Origin of the sequence: Vibrio sp. V39_P1S14PM300, from assembly GCF_009904765.1 — a bacterium.
GTDB lineage: Bacteria > Pseudomonadota > Gammaproteobacteria > Enterobacterales > Vibrionaceae > Vibrio > Vibrio proteolyticus.
The window spans coordinates 16,322-32,352 of sequence record NZ_WXWP01000189.1 but is presented as its reverse complement, the minus strand read 5'-3'; the positions used below and the strand labels follow the sequence as shown (position 1 = coordinate 32,352).

Below are 16,031 nucleotides of genomic sequence, written 5' to 3'. Positions count from 1 at the left end.
ATTTAGGTGAGACTGCACCATATCGATGCGCATAATCATGGTTCAAAAAAGCCCCGAATCGTGCCGGGGCTAAGTGTCATGCGCCGATTTGGTTCAAAGATTCGGGCCGGTTGAGGGGGTGTGAGCAATGTTTGCTCTGAGTTGTTGCATCCCCTGCACCATGCGGACGATCCACAACAATATGGCTCCTGCAGCGATCACCATGCCAACATAAGGAATAAAACGCGCGACGGAATCGATCAGTGAGTTTCTGTACCAGTAATCGTGAACGCCAACCAGCAATCCGTTCGATGTCGCCACCGTGACCAGAAGGACAACGAAAAAGGTCAAGTTAAGAAAAAAACTGCGAATCAGACCGTAATAGTGCGAGTTCACTACTTCGGAGTCTTCCCCTTTATCCAGTCGGTAGCCAGCGTACACGATGGCGATCACGCCTGAAATAAGGCAAGTAAATGGCGTCAGAAGACTCAAGATGTACGCAACCCAGATACCGCTATGATGTTTGTTCATTGCCGCGAACCCCTCCCTTAGCGTTTTGGTTGGCCACGTCGGAATTGGCCGTAGGCTCCCCGTTTTTGACCTCTTCATACCACAAGTCGTGATGCTCTTTAGCCCAGGTTTCGTCAACGTCACCAGTGACCATCCCTTCTAAAGCGCCTTCCATACCAAACAAACCAATGTAAATGTGGAAGATAAAACCACAGATCAGAATCAATGCCGAGACCATATGGACCAGATTAGAAAACTCCATGTCGCGCCGGGTTTGGCCAAAAATTGGGAAATCGAGGATCAGTCCACTGGCTGCTGCGACCGCTCCAAAGATGATCAATAGCCAGTAAATGGCTTTTTCACCACCATTCGAGAAGCCCGCAGATGGGTGGGTACCTTTATGCTTGCCAGCCATTCCGCCCAATTTCTTAAACCACTGTACATCGGTTTTGTTGAACAGTGACTTTCGCCACCATTTAAGCAGAACGCACATTAACAAGATAAAAAACAGCGGGCCAATGTAGTTATGGTATTGCTTGGCTGAATATACGATATAGCCCCAGAGCTCAGTGGGAATGTAAGGTTTCAAGAAATGTTTTCCGTAAACCAGCATGAGGCCACTGAAGGCTAATGTCAGGAAGGTAAAGGCCATACTCCAGTGCAGCGCCCTGTCGAGGCGTGACCAGCGTGTAATCTTTTTCCCGGTACGCGGTTTGCTCAGCATCAATGGGCCGACAACAACGTACGCCAGCACCACCAGAGCAATGCTGCCAAAAATGGCGACAGCGCCCGCCGGAGACATCCATTTTTCCTTGAGAATGTACCAAGTCTCACCTGGCTTGCTGATCAAAACGCCATGCTCAGGAGAGGTTGAGGTTGTGTATCCCTCTTGCCCTTCACGCACCTGCCGCCAATAATCGGCTCCCGCAAGTTGAGTTATCTCGCGTTGAGCGACGTCCGAAGAAGCAGGTTCTTCGGCAGAGGCTGGCGTGACAAAGGCGAGCAACAGCGCTGTCATTATCGACAGCACTGTCAGAGATACGCGTTTGAAACGTTGCAACATATCTCTTTCCACCATTAGCTCTTGGTTGCGTCATAAGACAGATCTTCACCGTCGGTCCATCCGGCATTTTTCGCTCCACGTTCAACAACGCGCTGACGAAAAATATCGGATACTTTTTCGGCATCGCCGGCGAGCAGTGCTTTGGTCGAACACAGCGAAGCGCACATAGGCAGTTTTCCCTCTGCAATCCGGTTAGCACCGTACTTCAGGCGCTCTTCTACAGAACCAGGTTCAGTTTCAGGGCCGCCTGCACAGAAGGTACATTTGTCCATTTTGCCCCGTTCACCGAATGCGGTTTGTTTCGGGAACTGCGGTGCACCAAATGGACAGGCAAACAGACAATAACCGCAACCAATACACAAATCCTTGTTGTGCAACACAATGCCATCTTCTGTGTGCTCGAAACAATCGGCCGGACACACCGCCATGCATGGCGCATCGGTGCAATGCATACACGCGACAGAGATAGAGTTTTCTCCCGGTTCACCGTCGTTTAAGGTGACAACGCGGCGACGCTGAATGCCCCATTCAAGTGCATCGTCGTTTTCATTTTTACATGCCGTGACACAGCCATTACATTCGATACAGCGTTTGGTGTCACATAGAAATTTCATTCGTGCCATGTGGAGGCTCCTTACGCTTTACGAATGTTACACAGGGTGACTTTGGTTTCCTGCATCTGCGTTGTTGGGTCATAACCATAAGTGGTCGCAATGTTAGCTGAGTCACCAATCACATAGGGATCGCTGCCCTCCGGGTATTTATGACGCAGATCTTCGCCTTCAAACTTACCGCCAAAGTGGAATGGGATGAACGCCATCCCCGGTTTGACGCGGCGGGTGACCATGGCTTTCACATGAATTCGGCCTTTCTCTGCCCCTTCAACCCACACCATCTCACCATCTTTAAAGCCGAGATCGTTGGCATCCTTTGGATTTACTTCAACAAACATCTCTTGTTGAAGTTCTGCCAGCCAAGGGTTGGAGCGCGTTTCATCACCACCACCTTCGTATTCCACCAAACGACCAGAAGTCAGAATAATCGGATACTCTTTTGATTTGTCCTGATCCTGAATCGACTTATAAAGCGTTGGCAGACGATAGATCGATTCCGCATCATCCCAGGTTGGGTAATCCGCGACCAAGTCACGTCGGGGCGTATACAAAGGCTCTCTGTGCAGTGGCACTCGATCTGGGAAGGTCCAGACAATTGCCCGTGCTTTGGCGTTACCAAATGGAATGCAGCCATGCTTGATCGCAACACGTTGGATACCACCGGACAGATCCGTTTTCCAGTTTTTGCCTTCTGCCGCTTGCTTCTCTTCTGCAGTCAGATCATCCCACCATCCCAAGTGTTTTAGCATCTTGTCGCTAAATTCAGGATAGCCGTCCTGGATTTCACAACCGTCCGAGTAACTGTCTTCCGCCAGTAGGTTTTTGCCTTCAAACTCGACCCCGAAGCGGGCCCGGAAGTTGCCGCCACCCTGAGCTACCGTTTTCGATGTGTCGTACAAGATATGCGTGCCCGGGTGCTTCATTTCGGGTGTGCCCCAACAAGGCCATGGCAGACCGTAGGTGTCTCCGTTGACAGGCCCACCTTCAGCTTCCAGAGAAGTTTTATGGAAGGTATGCCAGTTTTGTTGGTGTGCTTTGAGACGCTCCGGGCTTTGACCAGTGTAGCCAATGGTCCACATGCCACGGTTGAATTCACGGGTGATGTCTTCGATGACTGGCTGGTTGTTCTTCACTTCAATGTGCTTGAACAATTGTTCGGCAAAACCCAGTTTTTTACTCAGCAGATACATGATTTCGTGGTCCGGCTTAGAATCAAACAGAGGTTCGATGACCTGATCACGCCACTGCAGCGAGCGGTTGGATGCTGTAACACTGCCGTAGGTTTCAAACTGAGTCGTTGCAGGTAACAAGTAGACCCCATCGGTGCGGTCGTTCATGACCGCCGCAACCGTAGGATAAGGGTCGACAATCACCATCATATCCAGCTTCTGCATCGCTTTTTTCATCTCAACGCCACGGGTCTGCGAGTTAACCGCATGGCCCCAGTAGAACATGGCGCGGATATTGTCGTTCTGCTCGATATTGCCTTTGTCTTCAAGAACACCATCAATCCAGCGTGAGACCGGAATACCCATATTGTTCATTGGCTTAGTGCCACGGTACTCTTTTTGATCAAAACGGTCTTTGATCCAATCGAAGTCGATATCCCACACGCCTGCCCAGTGTTTCCAGGAGCCGTCAGCCAGCCCGTAATAGCCCGGTAAGGTATGTGACAGTACGCCAAGATCTGTTGCCCCTTGTACGTTATCGTGCCCGCGGAAGATGTTGGCACCACCGCCAGATTTGCCAAGGTTACCCAGGGCCAACTCCAGTACGCAGTATGCCCGGGTATTGTTGTTCCCTGTGGTATGCTGAGTTCCGCCCATACACCAGACCACACAACCAGGACGATTCTCTGACAGGATCTTCGCGGTTTGGTAAACATCCTGCTCACTGATGCCGGTAACACGCTCGACTTCTGCGGGTGTCCATTTCGCGACTTCAGCACGAATTTCATCCATACCAAATACACGCTGGCGGATGAACTCTTTGTCTTCCCACTGATTTTTAAAGACGTGCCACAGAATGCCCCAGATGAAAGCGACATCTGTACCAGGGCGCAGAGACACATAAAAATCTGATTTTGCAGCCGTGCGGGTTCGGCGAGGATCTGCCACCACGATCTTACATCGACTTTTCTCTTTGGCGATCAGAATATGCTGCATCGCCACTGGGTGCGCTTCCGCCGGATTTGAACCGATAAAAAGAATCGATTTGCAGTTATGCATATCATTGAACGAATTGGTCATCGCACCGTAACCCCAGGTATTGGCAACCCCGGCTACAGTGGTCGAGTGACAAATACGTGCTTGATGGTCAACGTTATTGGTGCCCCACAGCGAAGCCATTTTACGAAACAGATAAGCTTGCTCATTACTGTGTTTGGCGCTGCCTAGCCAATACACGGAATCCGGTCCGGACTCTTTGCGGATATCCAGCACTTTATCGCCGATTTCGTTGATTGCCTCTTCCCACGACAACTGTTTCCATTTGCCGTTTTCAAGCTTCATCGGGTACTTGAGGCGACGTTCACCATGACCATGCTCACGCAAAGCCGCACCTTTGGCGCAGTGGCCACCAGCATTAAACGGATGATCAAATGCCGGCTCTTGCCCTGTCCAAACACCGTTCTGCACTTCGGCGTATATGCCGCACCCTACCGAACAGTGTGAGCAGATTGTGCGCTTCACTTCCGTTTTGGCATCAAGATCCACCGTTTTCGCCTGGGCTTTTTTGATCATGCCCGGGGTAAATAAACTGGCGCCAACCACAGCTCCGCCAGCCGCAATCGACGAGTTTCTCATAAATGTGCGGCGGCTGATCCCGAGTTGATTTTGCTCTTTCGACACATTGTCGGAGCGTTTAATCAGTTTCATCTGTTCACTCCTTACAACGAGTCGTAGTAGTCACGAATGTGTTGAGTTTCGTGATAACCGGTTTTTTTTACTTCCGTTTTCGGCGCTTCCACTTCTGACGCTGTAGCTACTTTGGCTGTTCCAGCGACAACTGCACCAGCGACCGCGGCAGTCGTGAAGCCCTTGAGAAGATCTCGGCGGCTTTCGTTGATTTCACTTTTCTTTTTCATGGATTGCTTCCTTACCCAAAGGTAGTTCCGGATGCTGGTGCATCTCTTATCGACGTCCTATTGCAGTGAGTCAGTCACATTTTTTACGTCAATTTTTGATTTGTTTCTTGAGCTGGCGATGTTTTCGCTAAAACGCACGGCTTCCAGGTTAAAAAACGCGTCAGCCAACTCAGCGACGGCCCGATAAAAATCAGCGCTTTGCGCCTCTTTCATCTGTCCGGTCAGTTTGTGAGTCCAAGGCGAAAGATGCTTATTAAAAAACGCCTGTTGCAGAGTCGCATCGTGGTCATCGGTCATCAAAGCCATGACTTCACACAATGCGGCGATATGATCTTCGGGCTCTTTCACATCAGCTTCACGCTCAAAGCCTAGCTGCACCAAATCATGTCGTATTTCTGCCAGCGGCTTCTCCATCAGTGAGCCCGTCAGATGCCATGAGGCAAAAGGCACAACCTCTCCACGGCCGATACCTATAAACAATGACTGGTACTCATCTTCTAATGCTTGTTGAGAGGTGTTACTCGCGGCGTTTTTCAGTGTTAACCAGGCTTTTTGCATGTTGCTTTGCTCGGCTTCGATATCAAGAGTGGCCAGAAAATCAATCACGGCCTCGTTTGGAGCCTGGCGGAAAAGCGAAGCCAGCATCAGATAAATTTCCCGATGTAGCGTCTGGTTATCTGTTGGTATATCCACGAAACGCTCCTTAGTATTTCAATTGCTTGGCAGGGTCTTCTGCCATGGCTTCAAACACATCGATCACACGGCAGTCTTCGCACATCGCGATACGATTCAAAGACGCTTCATCAGCGAAATGAGAGTGACCGCGTAACTTGTTCTGAAGCATGGAGATCATCGACTGCGGCGCAAATGGTTTTTGGCAGCGCAGGCACAGTGCGGGCTTCTCTTCGTGTAATGTACTCACCTGTTGTCGCGAGCTTTGATCCCAGTTCATTTGTGGTTCCAGAGTCAGCGCATTCTCCGGACAGGCCTGACTGCATAATCCACACTGAACACAGTCCTGTTCAACAAACTTGAGGCCTGGGATGTCACCGTCATGATGCAGCGCTCGAGTCGGGCACACCGCAACACAGCCCATACACAAAGTGCAATCATCAGTGCGGCACGTCACTTTGCCGTAAGGCGCACTCGAAGGCAGTGTGACAACAGACGCTTGAGGAGGATACTGACTGGCGAGTGCGTCCAGAGCCGCGAATAGCCGCTGACGTTTATTGCCGTGCAACTCACCGACAGACAGGCACAACGGTTCTTCACACAGAGACGGCCTGGTTTCGCAAAGCGATTCGAGATATAGAATGTCAACGCGCTCTTTTTCCAGCCCGATTTGAGTTAACAAAGCCTGAGCTGTCCCTACTTCACTATTGAGGACTCGGAGGATGGTTTCTGGCATAAAACGGCTGGCGGCAAACAGCACTTGTGTTGCACCATTGACCAGAGCCGAAAACCAGGAATCGATACCCACAGATGGCAACTCTTCAACGACAACCGGAATGACGTTATCGGGAAGCGCATTGAGCGCCATGACGTTATAACTCTCATGGCGAGAGCTGCAGATAAGAACAATCGGACTTTCGCCGCCGGCTTGATGGTAATTGGCCAAAGTGCGCTCAATGAATTTCTGGGTCTCTTGCGGATTCGGTAAGGCGTAACTGATCGCTTCTGTCGGACAGGAAGTGGCACAAGTCCCTACGCCTTGGCAAAGATAAGGGTTGATGGCGATGCGATGTCCGATTTTATCGTTGCCTTCACTACTTAGCGCGCCAGCTGGGCATGCATCCACACAACGTTCACAGCCTTTTACACCACGTGAACTGTGCGCACACAGATCGGTATCGAGACGAAAGAATTTAGGCTTATCAAATGTCCCCATCAATGTGGGGATCTCTTCTAATGCTTCCGCCAGTTTCGGATACCCTCGCCCCACCGGATAATAGCCCGGTACGGGAACTTCTTCGCTCATACACCCGCTGAGTGTCATATCCAAAACAATATCGAAACAATCGTGATCCAGTGCGACTTTGGCCAGGTTGTACGTCTGTCCCTGATTTTCTATCAGAACTTCAAAGGTGCCCAAAAATCCTGAGATCTGAACGGAACTGGCAAAATAGAGGTTTGGATGTGAGGCCCTTTCACCATCGGTCGACAGCAAGGTCAGGGAATGCATTTGTGTGAGTTGGTGCGCGGCGCTTTCAATGATCGCGGTCGGACCAACAATCAGCGTATTCCCACCGCTCTCGTAGCTTACGGTGGGAGGAATAAGATTGGTCAACTCAACCGTGTTCTCAAAAGCAAATAAGCGTGCTTTTCCGTTGGCAGATCTGGTGCGTTTTAGTTGTTGTTTCAGCATTGCTCTGTTCCATCTTTAGAACGTTTGCGTTCGGTTTCAGATGCTACAGCAAATACCCTTCCAACTTTTATTAGATTTAATATCAGCTAATTACTAACAAACTCGTGAGATACAGTTTAAGGTTTTTGTTATTGAGACAATTTGACTCTATTGAGATAACCATTTATTGGTCAAAATGTACCTAACTTTTATGTGGTATATTTTGTCCCACTTCTTCATCTGACACATCTTGGTTGTGCTGAGTTTGAATGGACGACAAATCACTGTGCAACTCGGCAGCCTCTTCCTTCTCAACTTTAGTTGAGATTCGCTCTTCTGCCACTTTGTGCGGCGGTTCCTCCTCGTGTTCATTCAACCACTCTCTGAGTTTTTCCGCGACGTCAGTGGACAACGGTTTCACCGCGGAATAGTCATGATCGTAGTCATTGAGCCGGTCGACTTCACTGAATTCCCCACTTAAAAATAGCTTTCTTAGTGCTGCCTTTTTGGTGGCAGCCGTCGCACCACTGACAAGCAGCTCAGCGACACTAAGGTCACGAGTTTCTTGTGGGTCTTTATCTGGTGAATCGTCAGGTGTTTGTTCCATAATCGGAACGTCTGACGCGTTCTCAGTGACCTCAGTTTGGTTCACACCATGTTCGTCGGCCGCTTGAGATTGAGGATCAAGCTTACGCCTAGACCAGCGTGAGAAGAATGGATTGTTGTCAGTTGCCACTAGAACGCCCCGCGCCTTTTCGTTTCTTACGACGAGCTTCGAGTAACTCGCCATGACGACCAATAAACGCTTCCATCCAGGCCTGAACCGGTAGCGGCATATTGGTCGAAAGCACCAGATAATCGCCATCCATGAATTGACCAGCGACGCTTTGGGAAGCCGTCAGCTTCACTATGAGCGGATTGTTCTCATCGTCCATCGTGTCGAGGACGAGAAACAGTTTGGGCTGGGTTGAACTGAGGTTAAATCGATAGTCCGTTCGTTCATCCCGAAAAAGTTCCAAGCTTGCGGTAAAGCGGCTTTGTGGATCTGGGTGAAGCCCAAAACCTGTTAGTTGCCATTGCGTGCTGACCCACAAGCCCGTGCTGATTTCATGTGCAGTCAACTGGCAGTCAAGGGGCCAGTGATTTTCATCTTTTTCGCTGCTCATCGGGGCAGACTCTAACTGTGACATTGTGTTTAATCCGATCAAACGTTTACTAATTAAAGACTCAAAGCAAGTATTACGCCACATAACCATAGACATCAAACCAATGCTCAGGTGTCTTATTTATAGGAACCACCTCGATTCACCGAACAAAGAAAAATGCGCCTTTTGGAACAGGAATTGCTTTAATGGTATTAACATGAGTCGCAGACAGGATTAGATTGTGGGGAAACCAACTATCATAAAAACCAGTGAAAACCCGTTACAGACCATTGAGGTTGAAGTGTTCGATGAATACGGCGAACGTCTGGTGAAACAGATTGCTTGTGAGCGACCATTGACGGTGATGCTTAACTGGAAAGAAGTGGTGACGTTAATGACGCTTGGCTCAAGGCCTGAGGCGCTGGTGCTGGGATATCTTAAAAATCAAAGCTTCATTTCTGATCCCAATGCCATCGAATCGGTCATAATTGACTGGCAGACCCATTCTGCCGCGGTCGTGACACAAGAAAACACTGACCACCTAGAAGGAGCATTGAAGAAAAAGACCGTCACCTCTGGCTGTGGTCAGGGAACCATGTACGGCAATGTCATGAAGCAACTGGAAAATTATCAGGTGCCTCAAATTACGATCAAGCAATCTGAAATCTACGCTGCACTGGAAGCGCTGACGCACTTTAATGACACCTACAAAAAGGCCGGCGCAGTGCATGGCTGTGCGGTCTGTCAGGGGAATCAGGTGCTATCGTTTGTGGAAGATGTGGGTCGTCACAATGCCGTGGATACCCTGGCGGGTGAAATGTGGCTCAATGACCAAAAAGGCGCGGATAAGATTTTTTATACCACCGGACGCCTGACATCAGAGATGGTCATTAAGGTCGCACAAATGGGGATTCCTCTGCTGCTCTCCCGCTCCGGAGTTACCCAGATGGGGCTCGATCTGGCCAGACAGTTCGGTATCACCACCATTGCCCGAGCTAAAGGTCTTCGCTTTCAGGTATTTACTGGTGCAGATAAGATTGAGTTTGATGTAAAAGGCGCACCAGCAGAGTAATTCGTAGATTTCGACATAAAGAAAAAGGCCTCCGATGGAGGCCTTTTCTGATTATCCGTCTACCCCTTTAAACTTCAGGAATTCTGAGTAAGTCCCGCGGAAGTCGGTGATCTTACCGTCGCGAATTTCCAGAATACGGGTAGCCAGAGAGTCTACAAACACGCGGTCGTGGGACACGAAGAACAGCGTACCTTTGTACTGCTCTAACGCCGTGTTCAGTGATTCGATCGATTCCATATCCATGTGGTTGGTCGGCTCGTCCATCAGCAGCATGTTCGGTTTGTGCATCATCAGTTTGCCCAGCAGCATACGCCCCTGCTCTCCACCGGATAGCACTTTAACTGACTTTTTGATGTCATCCTGAGAGAACAGCATACGACCAAGGAAGCTACGCACAACCTGCTCGTCGTCGCCTTCCTGGCGCCATTGCCCCATCCAGTCCATCAGATTCATGTCGGTTTCAAACTCATGCGCATGATCTTGTGCGTAGTAGCCGATGTTCGAGTTCTCAGACCATTTGAAACTGCCGGCTGTTGGTGCCTTCACTCCCGCCAGTGTATTGAGTAAGGTCGTTTTACCTACGCCGTTCTCACCGATGATCGCCACACGTTCACCAACTTCAAAAATGGCGTTGAAATTTGTGAACAGATCGTTTTCATAACCCTGCGCCAGGTTCTCAATTTCCAGTGCATTACGGAACAACTCTTTCGACTGTTCGAAACGAATGAATGGGTTCTGACGGCTAGAGGCTTTCACTTCGTCCAGCTTGATTTTATCAATCTGCTTCGCGCGCGATGTCGCCTGTTTGGCTTTTGATGCGTTGGCAGAGAAACGAGCGACGAACGTTTGCAGTTCTGCAATTTGCGCTTTCTTCTTCGCATTGTCTGCCAGTAGACGTTCACGTGCCTGAGACGCTGCGGTCATGTATTCATCATAGTTACCCGGGTAAATACGCAGCTCACCGTAATCCAGGTCCGCCATGTGTGTGCATACACTGTTCAGGAAGTGGCGGTCGTGGGAAATGATGATCATGGTGCAGTTACGTTGGTTCAGCGTTTCTTCCAGCCAACGAATCGTATCGATGTCCAGGTTGTTGGTTGGTTCGTCAAGTAGCATGATATGCGGGTCTGCAAACAGAATCTGTGCCAAAAGCACACGCAGTTTCCAACCAGGGGCAACTTCACTCATCAGACCGTAATGTTGCTCTTCCGGAATACCAACCGCAAGCAACAGTTCACCCGCTTTGGCGTCGGCCATGTAACCGTCCATTTCCGCAAACTGAACTTCAAGATCAGCAACGCGCATACCTTCGTCTTCGCTCATTTCTGGCAGAGAGTAGATGCGGTCACGTTCTTTTTTCACTTCCCAAAGTTCTTTGTAACCCATGATGACCGTATCAATAACGGTGTACTCTTCGTAGGCAAATTGATCCTGGTTCAGCTTGGCGATCCGTTCGTTGGGATCATAGCTGACGTTACCACTGGTTTGCTCGAGCTCACCACTTAGGATCTTCATAAAGGTCGATTTACCACAACCGTTAGCGCCGATAAGGCCGTAGCGATTCCCTTCGCCAAACTTCACGGAGATGTTTTCAAAAAGCGGCTTCGCGCCGAACTGCTGAGTAATATTCGCTGTGGAGATCAAAACCTTTACCTTAAATGTGTAAAAAACCGCGCCACACTACTGGTTCATAGCGGCAACTTCAAGTAATGATTTAGATTATCTACCCGCTGTGACAACGTGATGGCAGTCTGCACGTCAATCCCTGTCTCACATCTTAGACGCAGTTGTGTTTAGAATCTGGTTCGATTGTCCTTGGTTTTCTGACTCTGAACCGTGACTCAACGAAAGAGTTTCTTTTCGAATCCCCTCTTTCGCTTCATTCTGAGTGCGCGTTCGGTCGGTTTTCCGTCTACACTAATTCAAAAAATCAACAACTTATAAGTGAGTTCTATGCGTCAGGTCTTACGCTTAATGCTCTTGTTATCTTTGTGTTTGGCCCAGCCAGCTTTAGCGCAGTGGGAATACACATTTAAAAAAGAGCCCACCGTCAGTTCCGTTGCCTACAATATCAGTCAGGAAATTCGTACGCTTCCCGAACCTTTGTTCATGACAGACAAAGACATGGCGAAAGTCGAACAACTGCTCTCTGCCTCCTTGCGTGAGCAAAATGCCCAAATTGAACTATTCCGCCAGGATTTGTTGGCGTATCAGCATTCAGGCAGTGAAGAAGACTGGTTTAAAACCGAGTCAACCTACAAAACATTACGCAGTATTGCCCAGAGTAAAGAAGCGCTGCTGCAACTCACCTCTTCTGTGACTCGTGACCGCTTGACCGGTTTCGGCCCGTACGGCGTGCTTCAGTTTAAAAAAGAGTGGGAAAATACCCGGCTGAATATGAAGTATCTGGTGTTTTTTCAAATTCGCAGTGTGAAAGCTCTCATTGGAGAAGTGCTGATTTCCCCTGTTCCGGTGATCTGGGTCGGAGTCAAAGTATTCTTTATTTATCTGGTGCTCGCCTGGTGGCTTAAAAACAGCAAGCGCCTTATTAATCTGTTTTACCAGTACCATCTGGAGTCCAAAACGAATCCACCGCTATGGGTGCGCTTAGTGTGGTATATCAGCCGTGCTCACCGTGCTATTGCGGTCTTAATTGCCATCACGCTTTCATTGCGGGTTTTGGCCAATATCGACAGCCTGCAACATCTGATTTTTCTTGAGATTTTTACCTGGTGGATATTGGGCGGTTCTATTGCGGTCAGTTTCATTCTTGAGTTTGTTTACCGCAACAGTCGTTCGTCCAGTAAAGCGCTGATCGCGCTCCGTTTATCGACCATTCGCCGATACATCTGGAGCATTATTGTTGCTGGCGTGATCTTGCAAATATCGATGCGTACTGTTGGTAAAGGCACGATCTATTACTGGATCTACAATGTGCTGTTTTTCTGGTTTGTGCTGGTGACCATGAATGTTCTGCTACTGTGGAGAAAGAAAGTATTTGAAGTGGCAGAGCGCATCTCCGACCGTCCTGTTTGGGTCAACTGGGCAATTGATCACAAAGAGACGTTTTTGGTGAGTATTGCGGCGACGGCGGTAGCCGCATTCTGGATTACCGTACACAGTTTTAAACATCGTCTCATTAGTGCCTTATCTGGCTATACGCTGTTTAGTCAGGCGCTTGCCTACCTGTTTCGGATAGAAGTTGCTAAGCAGACAGGCAATGTGCAAACGAACCCTAATTTCGTGCGCATCAAAGGTAATCAGGCCTTTGAATATGTTCTTCCTGGATCGGCCGACAGCCGTTTGTTTGACTATGGCTCGGATGAAATCAAGCAACTGTCGCATTACTTGATAAGCGACAGTCCTGCGATTTGTGTGATATCCGGCGAACGCGGTATTGGTACAACCACGCTGTTACGCCAGCTACTCGATAAAGTGAAAAATGCCGAACCCGTTTATCTCAATTGCCCTTACGCCGGTTACAGCGCCTTACTGAAACATTTAGCGGTGAGTCTCGGGATGGAAGAAGAAAGCAGCGAGATTCAGATCCTGTCCCAGCTGCGAAAAAGTGACACCAGTTATCTCATCGCGGTCGACAACGCTCAGCGTCTGGTTAAACCCATGGTTGGCGGTCTGTCGGATTTGATTCGCCTGACTAACTTGCTACGTCGTTCCAAGAAAAACCACCGGGTGGTTATGGCGGTTGAAAAAGCGAGTTGGCGTTTTGTCGACCGAGCGCGCGGCGAGCGTCTGCTGTTTGATTTAGTCACCTTTTTGCCTCGCTGGTCAGAAAAACAGATTGGTGAATTGCTCGACAGCCGTATCAACCGAGACGTCGAGCATCCGGTTTGTTTTGATGGCTTGGTCGTGCCTAAACAGTGGGATCAGGAAGACATCACTGAAGAAGACCGCGCTAAACAAGGGTTCTACCGCATTCTCTGGCACTACTCTGATGGCAACCCAACGGTGGCACTGCGTTTTTTCCGTCTGTCACTTAATCGAAACAAAGAAACACAACAAGTGGTGGTTCGTTTGTTTACCGCGCCGGAGTCCCAAGAGCTGGAAAAAATGCCCAAACCCATGCTCGCAGTACTGCGCTCAATTGTTCAGTTGGAAGTTGCTTCCACAGAAGAGCTGTCGGAGTGTACCCAGTTAAGTGTCGCTGAAGTACTCGGCACGCTGCGCTATTTCCAAAGTCGCGGTTACATCGAGTGGAACGAAGACAAAGCACGGGTTTCGGATCACTGGTTCCGTCATATTACCAACGTATTAGACCGTCAGCATTTATTGGTGAAATAGTTATGTACAGAGTCCTTTTTCTGATTCTTTCTTTGCTGGTTACGACACCGACTTTGGCGTCAGAGGAACTGGCGCAAGTAGAAAATATCACCCAGATTGCCACGTTAATTCGTTGGAGTGGCGTGTTCTTTTCCGTATTAGTGATTGCCGCAACCTGGGTCCTGATCAAGTTCATGAACTCAATGGTTGAGAGCATTGGTTCACAGTTCGCCCAGTACCGGATGCTGCTGCAAAAGTTGCAGTCTTTCCTGCAGTTTTTCATTTATATGACCGCGGGTTTGATTGTGTTCATGATGAGTTTTCGTATCAACGATCAGATCCTGACATTGATTGGCGGTACGCTGGCAGTGTCGGTGGGTTTTGCGCTCAAAGATTTGGCGGCGTCGTTCATTGCCGGAATGACGGTCATGATTGATCGTCCGTTTCAAGTTGGTGACCGCGTCACGTTTGAGGGGAACTATGGCGACATTATTGCCATCGGTCTTCGCTCTGTCAGAATGCGTACATTGAGCGATGACATCATTACGATTCCGAACAACAAATTCCTGAATGAAGTAACCACCAGTGGCAACTATGGCGCATTAGACATGCAGGTCGTCATTCCATTTTATGTCGGCATGGATGAAGACATTGTGTTAGCGCGAGACTTGATTCAGGAGGCGGCTTCTTCCAGTCGCTATATTCATTTGCCCAAACCGGTGACCGTGTTGGTTAAACAAACCATCGCAGACAACTACCTGGCGATACAGCTAACCTGTAAAGCGTATGTGGTGGATACGGCCTACGAAAAGTTGTTTGAGACAGACATTACCTTAAGGGTGATGAAAGAGTTTAAGAAACACGGCATCAAGCCACCGAAAATCGCAGTCAACGCCGGATGATCCCCAGCCCCTGAATACTCAGGGGCTGTTTGTTTTCATAAATCAAGCGTATTGCGAACTCGGCTCATTTGGTCCATAATTGCTAGACCAAATGAGCCAAGAGGTACTGAGATATGACAGCAACAGCGATGAAAAGCTTCAAACCGAAGTCGTCATATAAGAACAACTTCTGGTTTAGCATGGGGATTGAAAACGAATCGACCGCTAAGAATGAAGCCGTGCACCAAGGCTTCGAACCTCAGGTGTACATCAACATTCTGGAAAAGGCCAACTTATCGCAAAGTGAATTCCATCATGTTACTCATATTCCCATCAGCACCATCAAACGCCGTTTAGCGAAAGGTGAACGTTTCAGTATGCAGGAAAGCGATGTGATGTATCGCCTTGCCCTGCTGGTCAAACTGGCAACGGATCTGTTTGATGATGAAGAACGTGCGTTAGAGTGGCTCAAAGAGAGTGTCTACGGCCTGGCCGGAAAACGTCCTCTGGATATGATTTCCACTACGGCGGATTTTGAAGTGGTGCGTGATCTCATCGGCCGTATTGAGCACGGGGTCTTTTCCTGATGCTCATGTATCGGCTGACTCAGAAAAAATACGCCGATTCTCCTTTCAGCCCCAATGGCGCTAAGTGGTTTGGGGGGCGATGGAACTCTAAAGGTACCGAAGCCCTCTACTTTTCCGAATCTGAATCATTGTGTTCTCTGGAAGTGTTTGTTCATCTCAACAATACGCCAGACATGATCGATAGGTACGATTTGTACCGGATAGATGTACCGGACAAGCTGATCGTAAAACTCAGCCGTTCAGACCTCCCACCTAACTGGCGTTCGATTCCACCCAGTGAATCAACCCAGTTGATCGGTGATGAATTTCTCAATATTGCTGCATCCGATTTTGCTGTCTTGCAGGTGCCATCCGTTATTTCTCCGCGAGACAAAAATTATCTGATCAACCCCAACCATCCTGCTTTGAAAAAGGTATTCGCCAAAGCGGAGAAACTGCAATTTGAGTTTGATCCCCGCATCTTTAAATAACCG

15 protein-coding genes are annotated in these 16,031 nt (G+C 48.9%); 5 read left to right on the top strand and 10 right to left on the bottom strand.

All coding sequences use genetic code 11. The features are described 5' to 3' along the window. Positions 1-93 precede the first annotated feature (93 nt). The 9 genes from CAG65_RS09660 to CAG65_RS09620 all read right to left on the bottom strand — a co-directional run bounded on the left by CAG65_RS09660 (position 94) and on the right by CAG65_RS09620 (position 8,785). Positions 94-510, bottom strand: coding sequence for a hypothetical protein (locus CAG65_RS09660; RefSeq protein ID WP_021703285.1), 417 nt, complete (start codon positions 508-510; stop codon positions 94-96). Next, positions 494-1,552 (bottom strand): formate dehydrogenase subunit gamma, encoded by a 1,059-nt coding sequence (locus CAG65_RS09655; RefSeq protein ID WP_161453501.1) that lies wholly within the window; start codon positions 1,550-1,552, stop codon positions 494-496. The genes CAG65_RS09660 and CAG65_RS09655 overlap by 17 nt, the downstream gene beginning before the upstream one ends. 14 nt (positions 1,553-1,566) lie before the next feature. Beyond that, on the bottom strand, positions 1,567-2,175 hold the full coding sequence (fdh3B, locus tag CAG65_RS09650; protein ID WP_161453500.1) for a formate dehydrogenase FDH3 subunit beta: 609 nt from the start codon (positions 2,173-2,175) through the stop codon (positions 1,567-1,569). Positions 2,176-2,186: 11 nt separating this feature from the next. Then, a complete protein-coding gene (locus tag CAG65_RS09645; RefSeq protein WP_161453499.1) occupies positions 2,187-5,042 on the bottom strand; it encodes a formate dehydrogenase subunit alpha in 2,856 nt (951 codons plus the stop codon). An 11-nt stretch (positions 5,043-5,053) separates the two neighbouring features. After that, positions 5,054-5,251: a twin-arginine translocation signal domain-containing protein gene (locus CAG65_RS09640; protein WP_161453498.1), complete on the bottom strand. Its 198-nt coding sequence runs from the start codon at positions 5,249-5,251 to the stop codon at positions 5,054-5,056. Positions 5,252-5,308: 57 nt separating this feature from the next. After that, positions 5,309-5,944 carry a TorD/DmsD family molecular chaperone gene (locus tag CAG65_RS09635; RefSeq protein WP_443098387.1) on the bottom strand — a complete coding sequence of 212 codons (636 nt, stop codon included), beginning with the start codon at positions 5,942-5,944 and terminating at the stop codon, positions 5,309-5,311. A gap of 10 nt (positions 5,945-5,954) precedes the next feature. Then, positions 5,955-7,616 (bottom strand): 4Fe-4S binding protein, encoded by a 1,662-nt coding sequence (locus tag CAG65_RS09630; protein WP_161453497.1) that lies wholly within the window; start codon positions 7,614-7,616, stop codon positions 5,955-5,957. Positions 7,617-7,797: 181 nt separating this feature from the next. Continuing rightward, on the bottom strand, positions 7,798-8,331 hold the full coding sequence (locus CAG65_RS09625) for a DUF3306 domain-containing protein (RefSeq protein WP_337247552.1): 534 nt from the start codon (positions 8,329-8,331) through the stop codon (positions 7,798-7,800). Next, positions 8,321-8,785, bottom strand: a complete 465-nt coding sequence (locus tag CAG65_RS09620; protein WP_161453495.1) for a DUF3305 domain-containing protein — start codon at positions 8,783-8,785, stop codon at positions 8,321-8,323. Before CAG65_RS09620 ends, CAG65_RS09625 begins: the two co-directional genes overlap by 11 nt. Positions 8,786-8,981: 196 nt before the next feature. On the opposite strand from CAG65_RS09620, the gene CAG65_RS09615 reads away from it, so the two are divergent. After that, entirely contained in the window at positions 8,982-9,812 is an 831-nt protein-coding gene (locus CAG65_RS09615) for a formate dehydrogenase accessory sulfurtransferase FdhD (protein WP_161453494.1), read from the top strand. Positions 9,813-9,863: 51 nt separating this feature from the next. Here the strand turns inward: CAG65_RS09615 and CAG65_RS09610 are convergent, their stop codons facing one another. After that, positions 9,864-11,456, bottom strand: coding sequence for an ABC-F family ATPase (locus CAG65_RS09610; protein WP_161453493.1), 1,593 nt, complete (start codon positions 11,454-11,456; stop codon positions 9,864-9,866). 309 nt (positions 11,457-11,765) lie between these two features. Between CAG65_RS09610 and CAG65_RS09605 the strand changes: the two genes are divergently transcribed. From CAG65_RS09605 to CAG65_RS09590, 4 genes are all read left to right on the top strand, one after another. After that, positions 11,766-14,111, top strand: a complete 2,346-nt coding sequence (locus tag CAG65_RS09605) for an ATP-binding protein (protein WP_161453492.1) — start codon at positions 11,766-11,768, stop codon at positions 14,109-14,111. 2 nt (positions 14,112-14,113) lie between these two features. Continuing rightward, the gene (locus CAG65_RS09600) at positions 14,114-14,992 is read left to right on the top strand and encodes a mechanosensitive ion channel family protein (protein WP_161453491.1); all 879 of its coding nucleotides are present in this window, start codon (positions 14,114-14,116) and stop codon (positions 14,990-14,992) included. Between the two features lie 113 nt (positions 14,993-15,105). Then, complete coding sequence (gene parS, locus CAG65_RS09595) at positions 15,106-15,558, top strand: type II RES/Xre toxin-antitoxin system antitoxin (RefSeq protein WP_021703298.1); 453 nt, start codon at positions 15,106-15,108, stop codon at positions 15,556-15,558. Then, positions 15,558-16,028: an RES family NAD+ phosphorylase gene (locus CAG65_RS09590; protein ID WP_021703299.1), complete on the top strand. Its 471-nt coding sequence runs from the start codon at positions 15,558-15,560 to the stop codon at positions 16,026-16,028. Before parS ends, CAG65_RS09590 begins: the two co-directional genes overlap by 1 nt. The last annotated feature ends 3 nt before the right edge of the window (positions 16,029-16,031 follow it).

What these genes read in the sequence shown, in the direction of transcription:
- CAG65_RS09605 (WP_161453492.1), top strand. Translation starts at nt 11,766, where the DNA reads ATGCGTCAGGTCTTACGCTTAATGCTCTTGTTATCTTTGTGTTTGGCC.
- CAG65_RS09630 (WP_161453497.1), bottom strand. Translation starts at nt 7,616, where the DNA reads ATGCTGAAACAACAACTAAAACGCACCAGATCTGCCAACGGAAAAGCA.
- parS (WP_021703298.1), top strand. Translation starts at nt 15,106, where the DNA reads ATGACAGCAACAGCGATGAAAAGCTTCAAACCGAAGTCGTCATATAAG.
- CAG65_RS09655 (WP_161453501.1), bottom strand. Translation starts at nt 1,552, where the DNA reads ATGTTGCAACGTTTCAAACGCGTATCTCTGACAGTGCTGTCGATAATG.
- CAG65_RS09620 (WP_161453495.1), bottom strand. Translation starts at nt 8,785, where the DNA reads ATGTCACAGTTAGAGTCTGCCCCGATGAGCAGCGAAAAAGATGAAAAT.
- CAG65_RS09600 (WP_161453491.1), top strand. Translation starts at nt 14,114, where the DNA reads ATGTACAGAGTCCTTTTTCTGATTCTTTCTTTGCTGGTTACGACACCG.
- CAG65_RS09660 (WP_021703285.1), bottom strand. Translation starts at nt 510, where the DNA reads ATGAACAAACATCATAGCGGTATCTGGGTTGCGTACATCTTGAGTCTT.
- CAG65_RS09590 (WP_021703299.1), top strand. Translation starts at nt 15,558, where the DNA reads ATGCTCATGTATCGGCTGACTCAGAAAAAATACGCCGATTCTCCTTTC.
- CAG65_RS09645 (WP_161453499.1), bottom strand. Translation starts at nt 5,042, where the DNA reads ATGAAACTGATTAAACGCTCCGACAATGTGTCGAAAGAGCAAAATCAA.
- fdh3B (WP_161453500.1), bottom strand. Translation starts at nt 2,175, where the DNA reads ATGGCACGAATGAAATTTCTATGTGACACCAAACGCTGTATCGAATGT.
- CAG65_RS09640 (WP_161453498.1), bottom strand. Translation starts at nt 5,251, where the DNA reads ATGAAAAAGAAAAGTGAAATCAACGAAAGCCGCCGAGATCTTCTCAAG.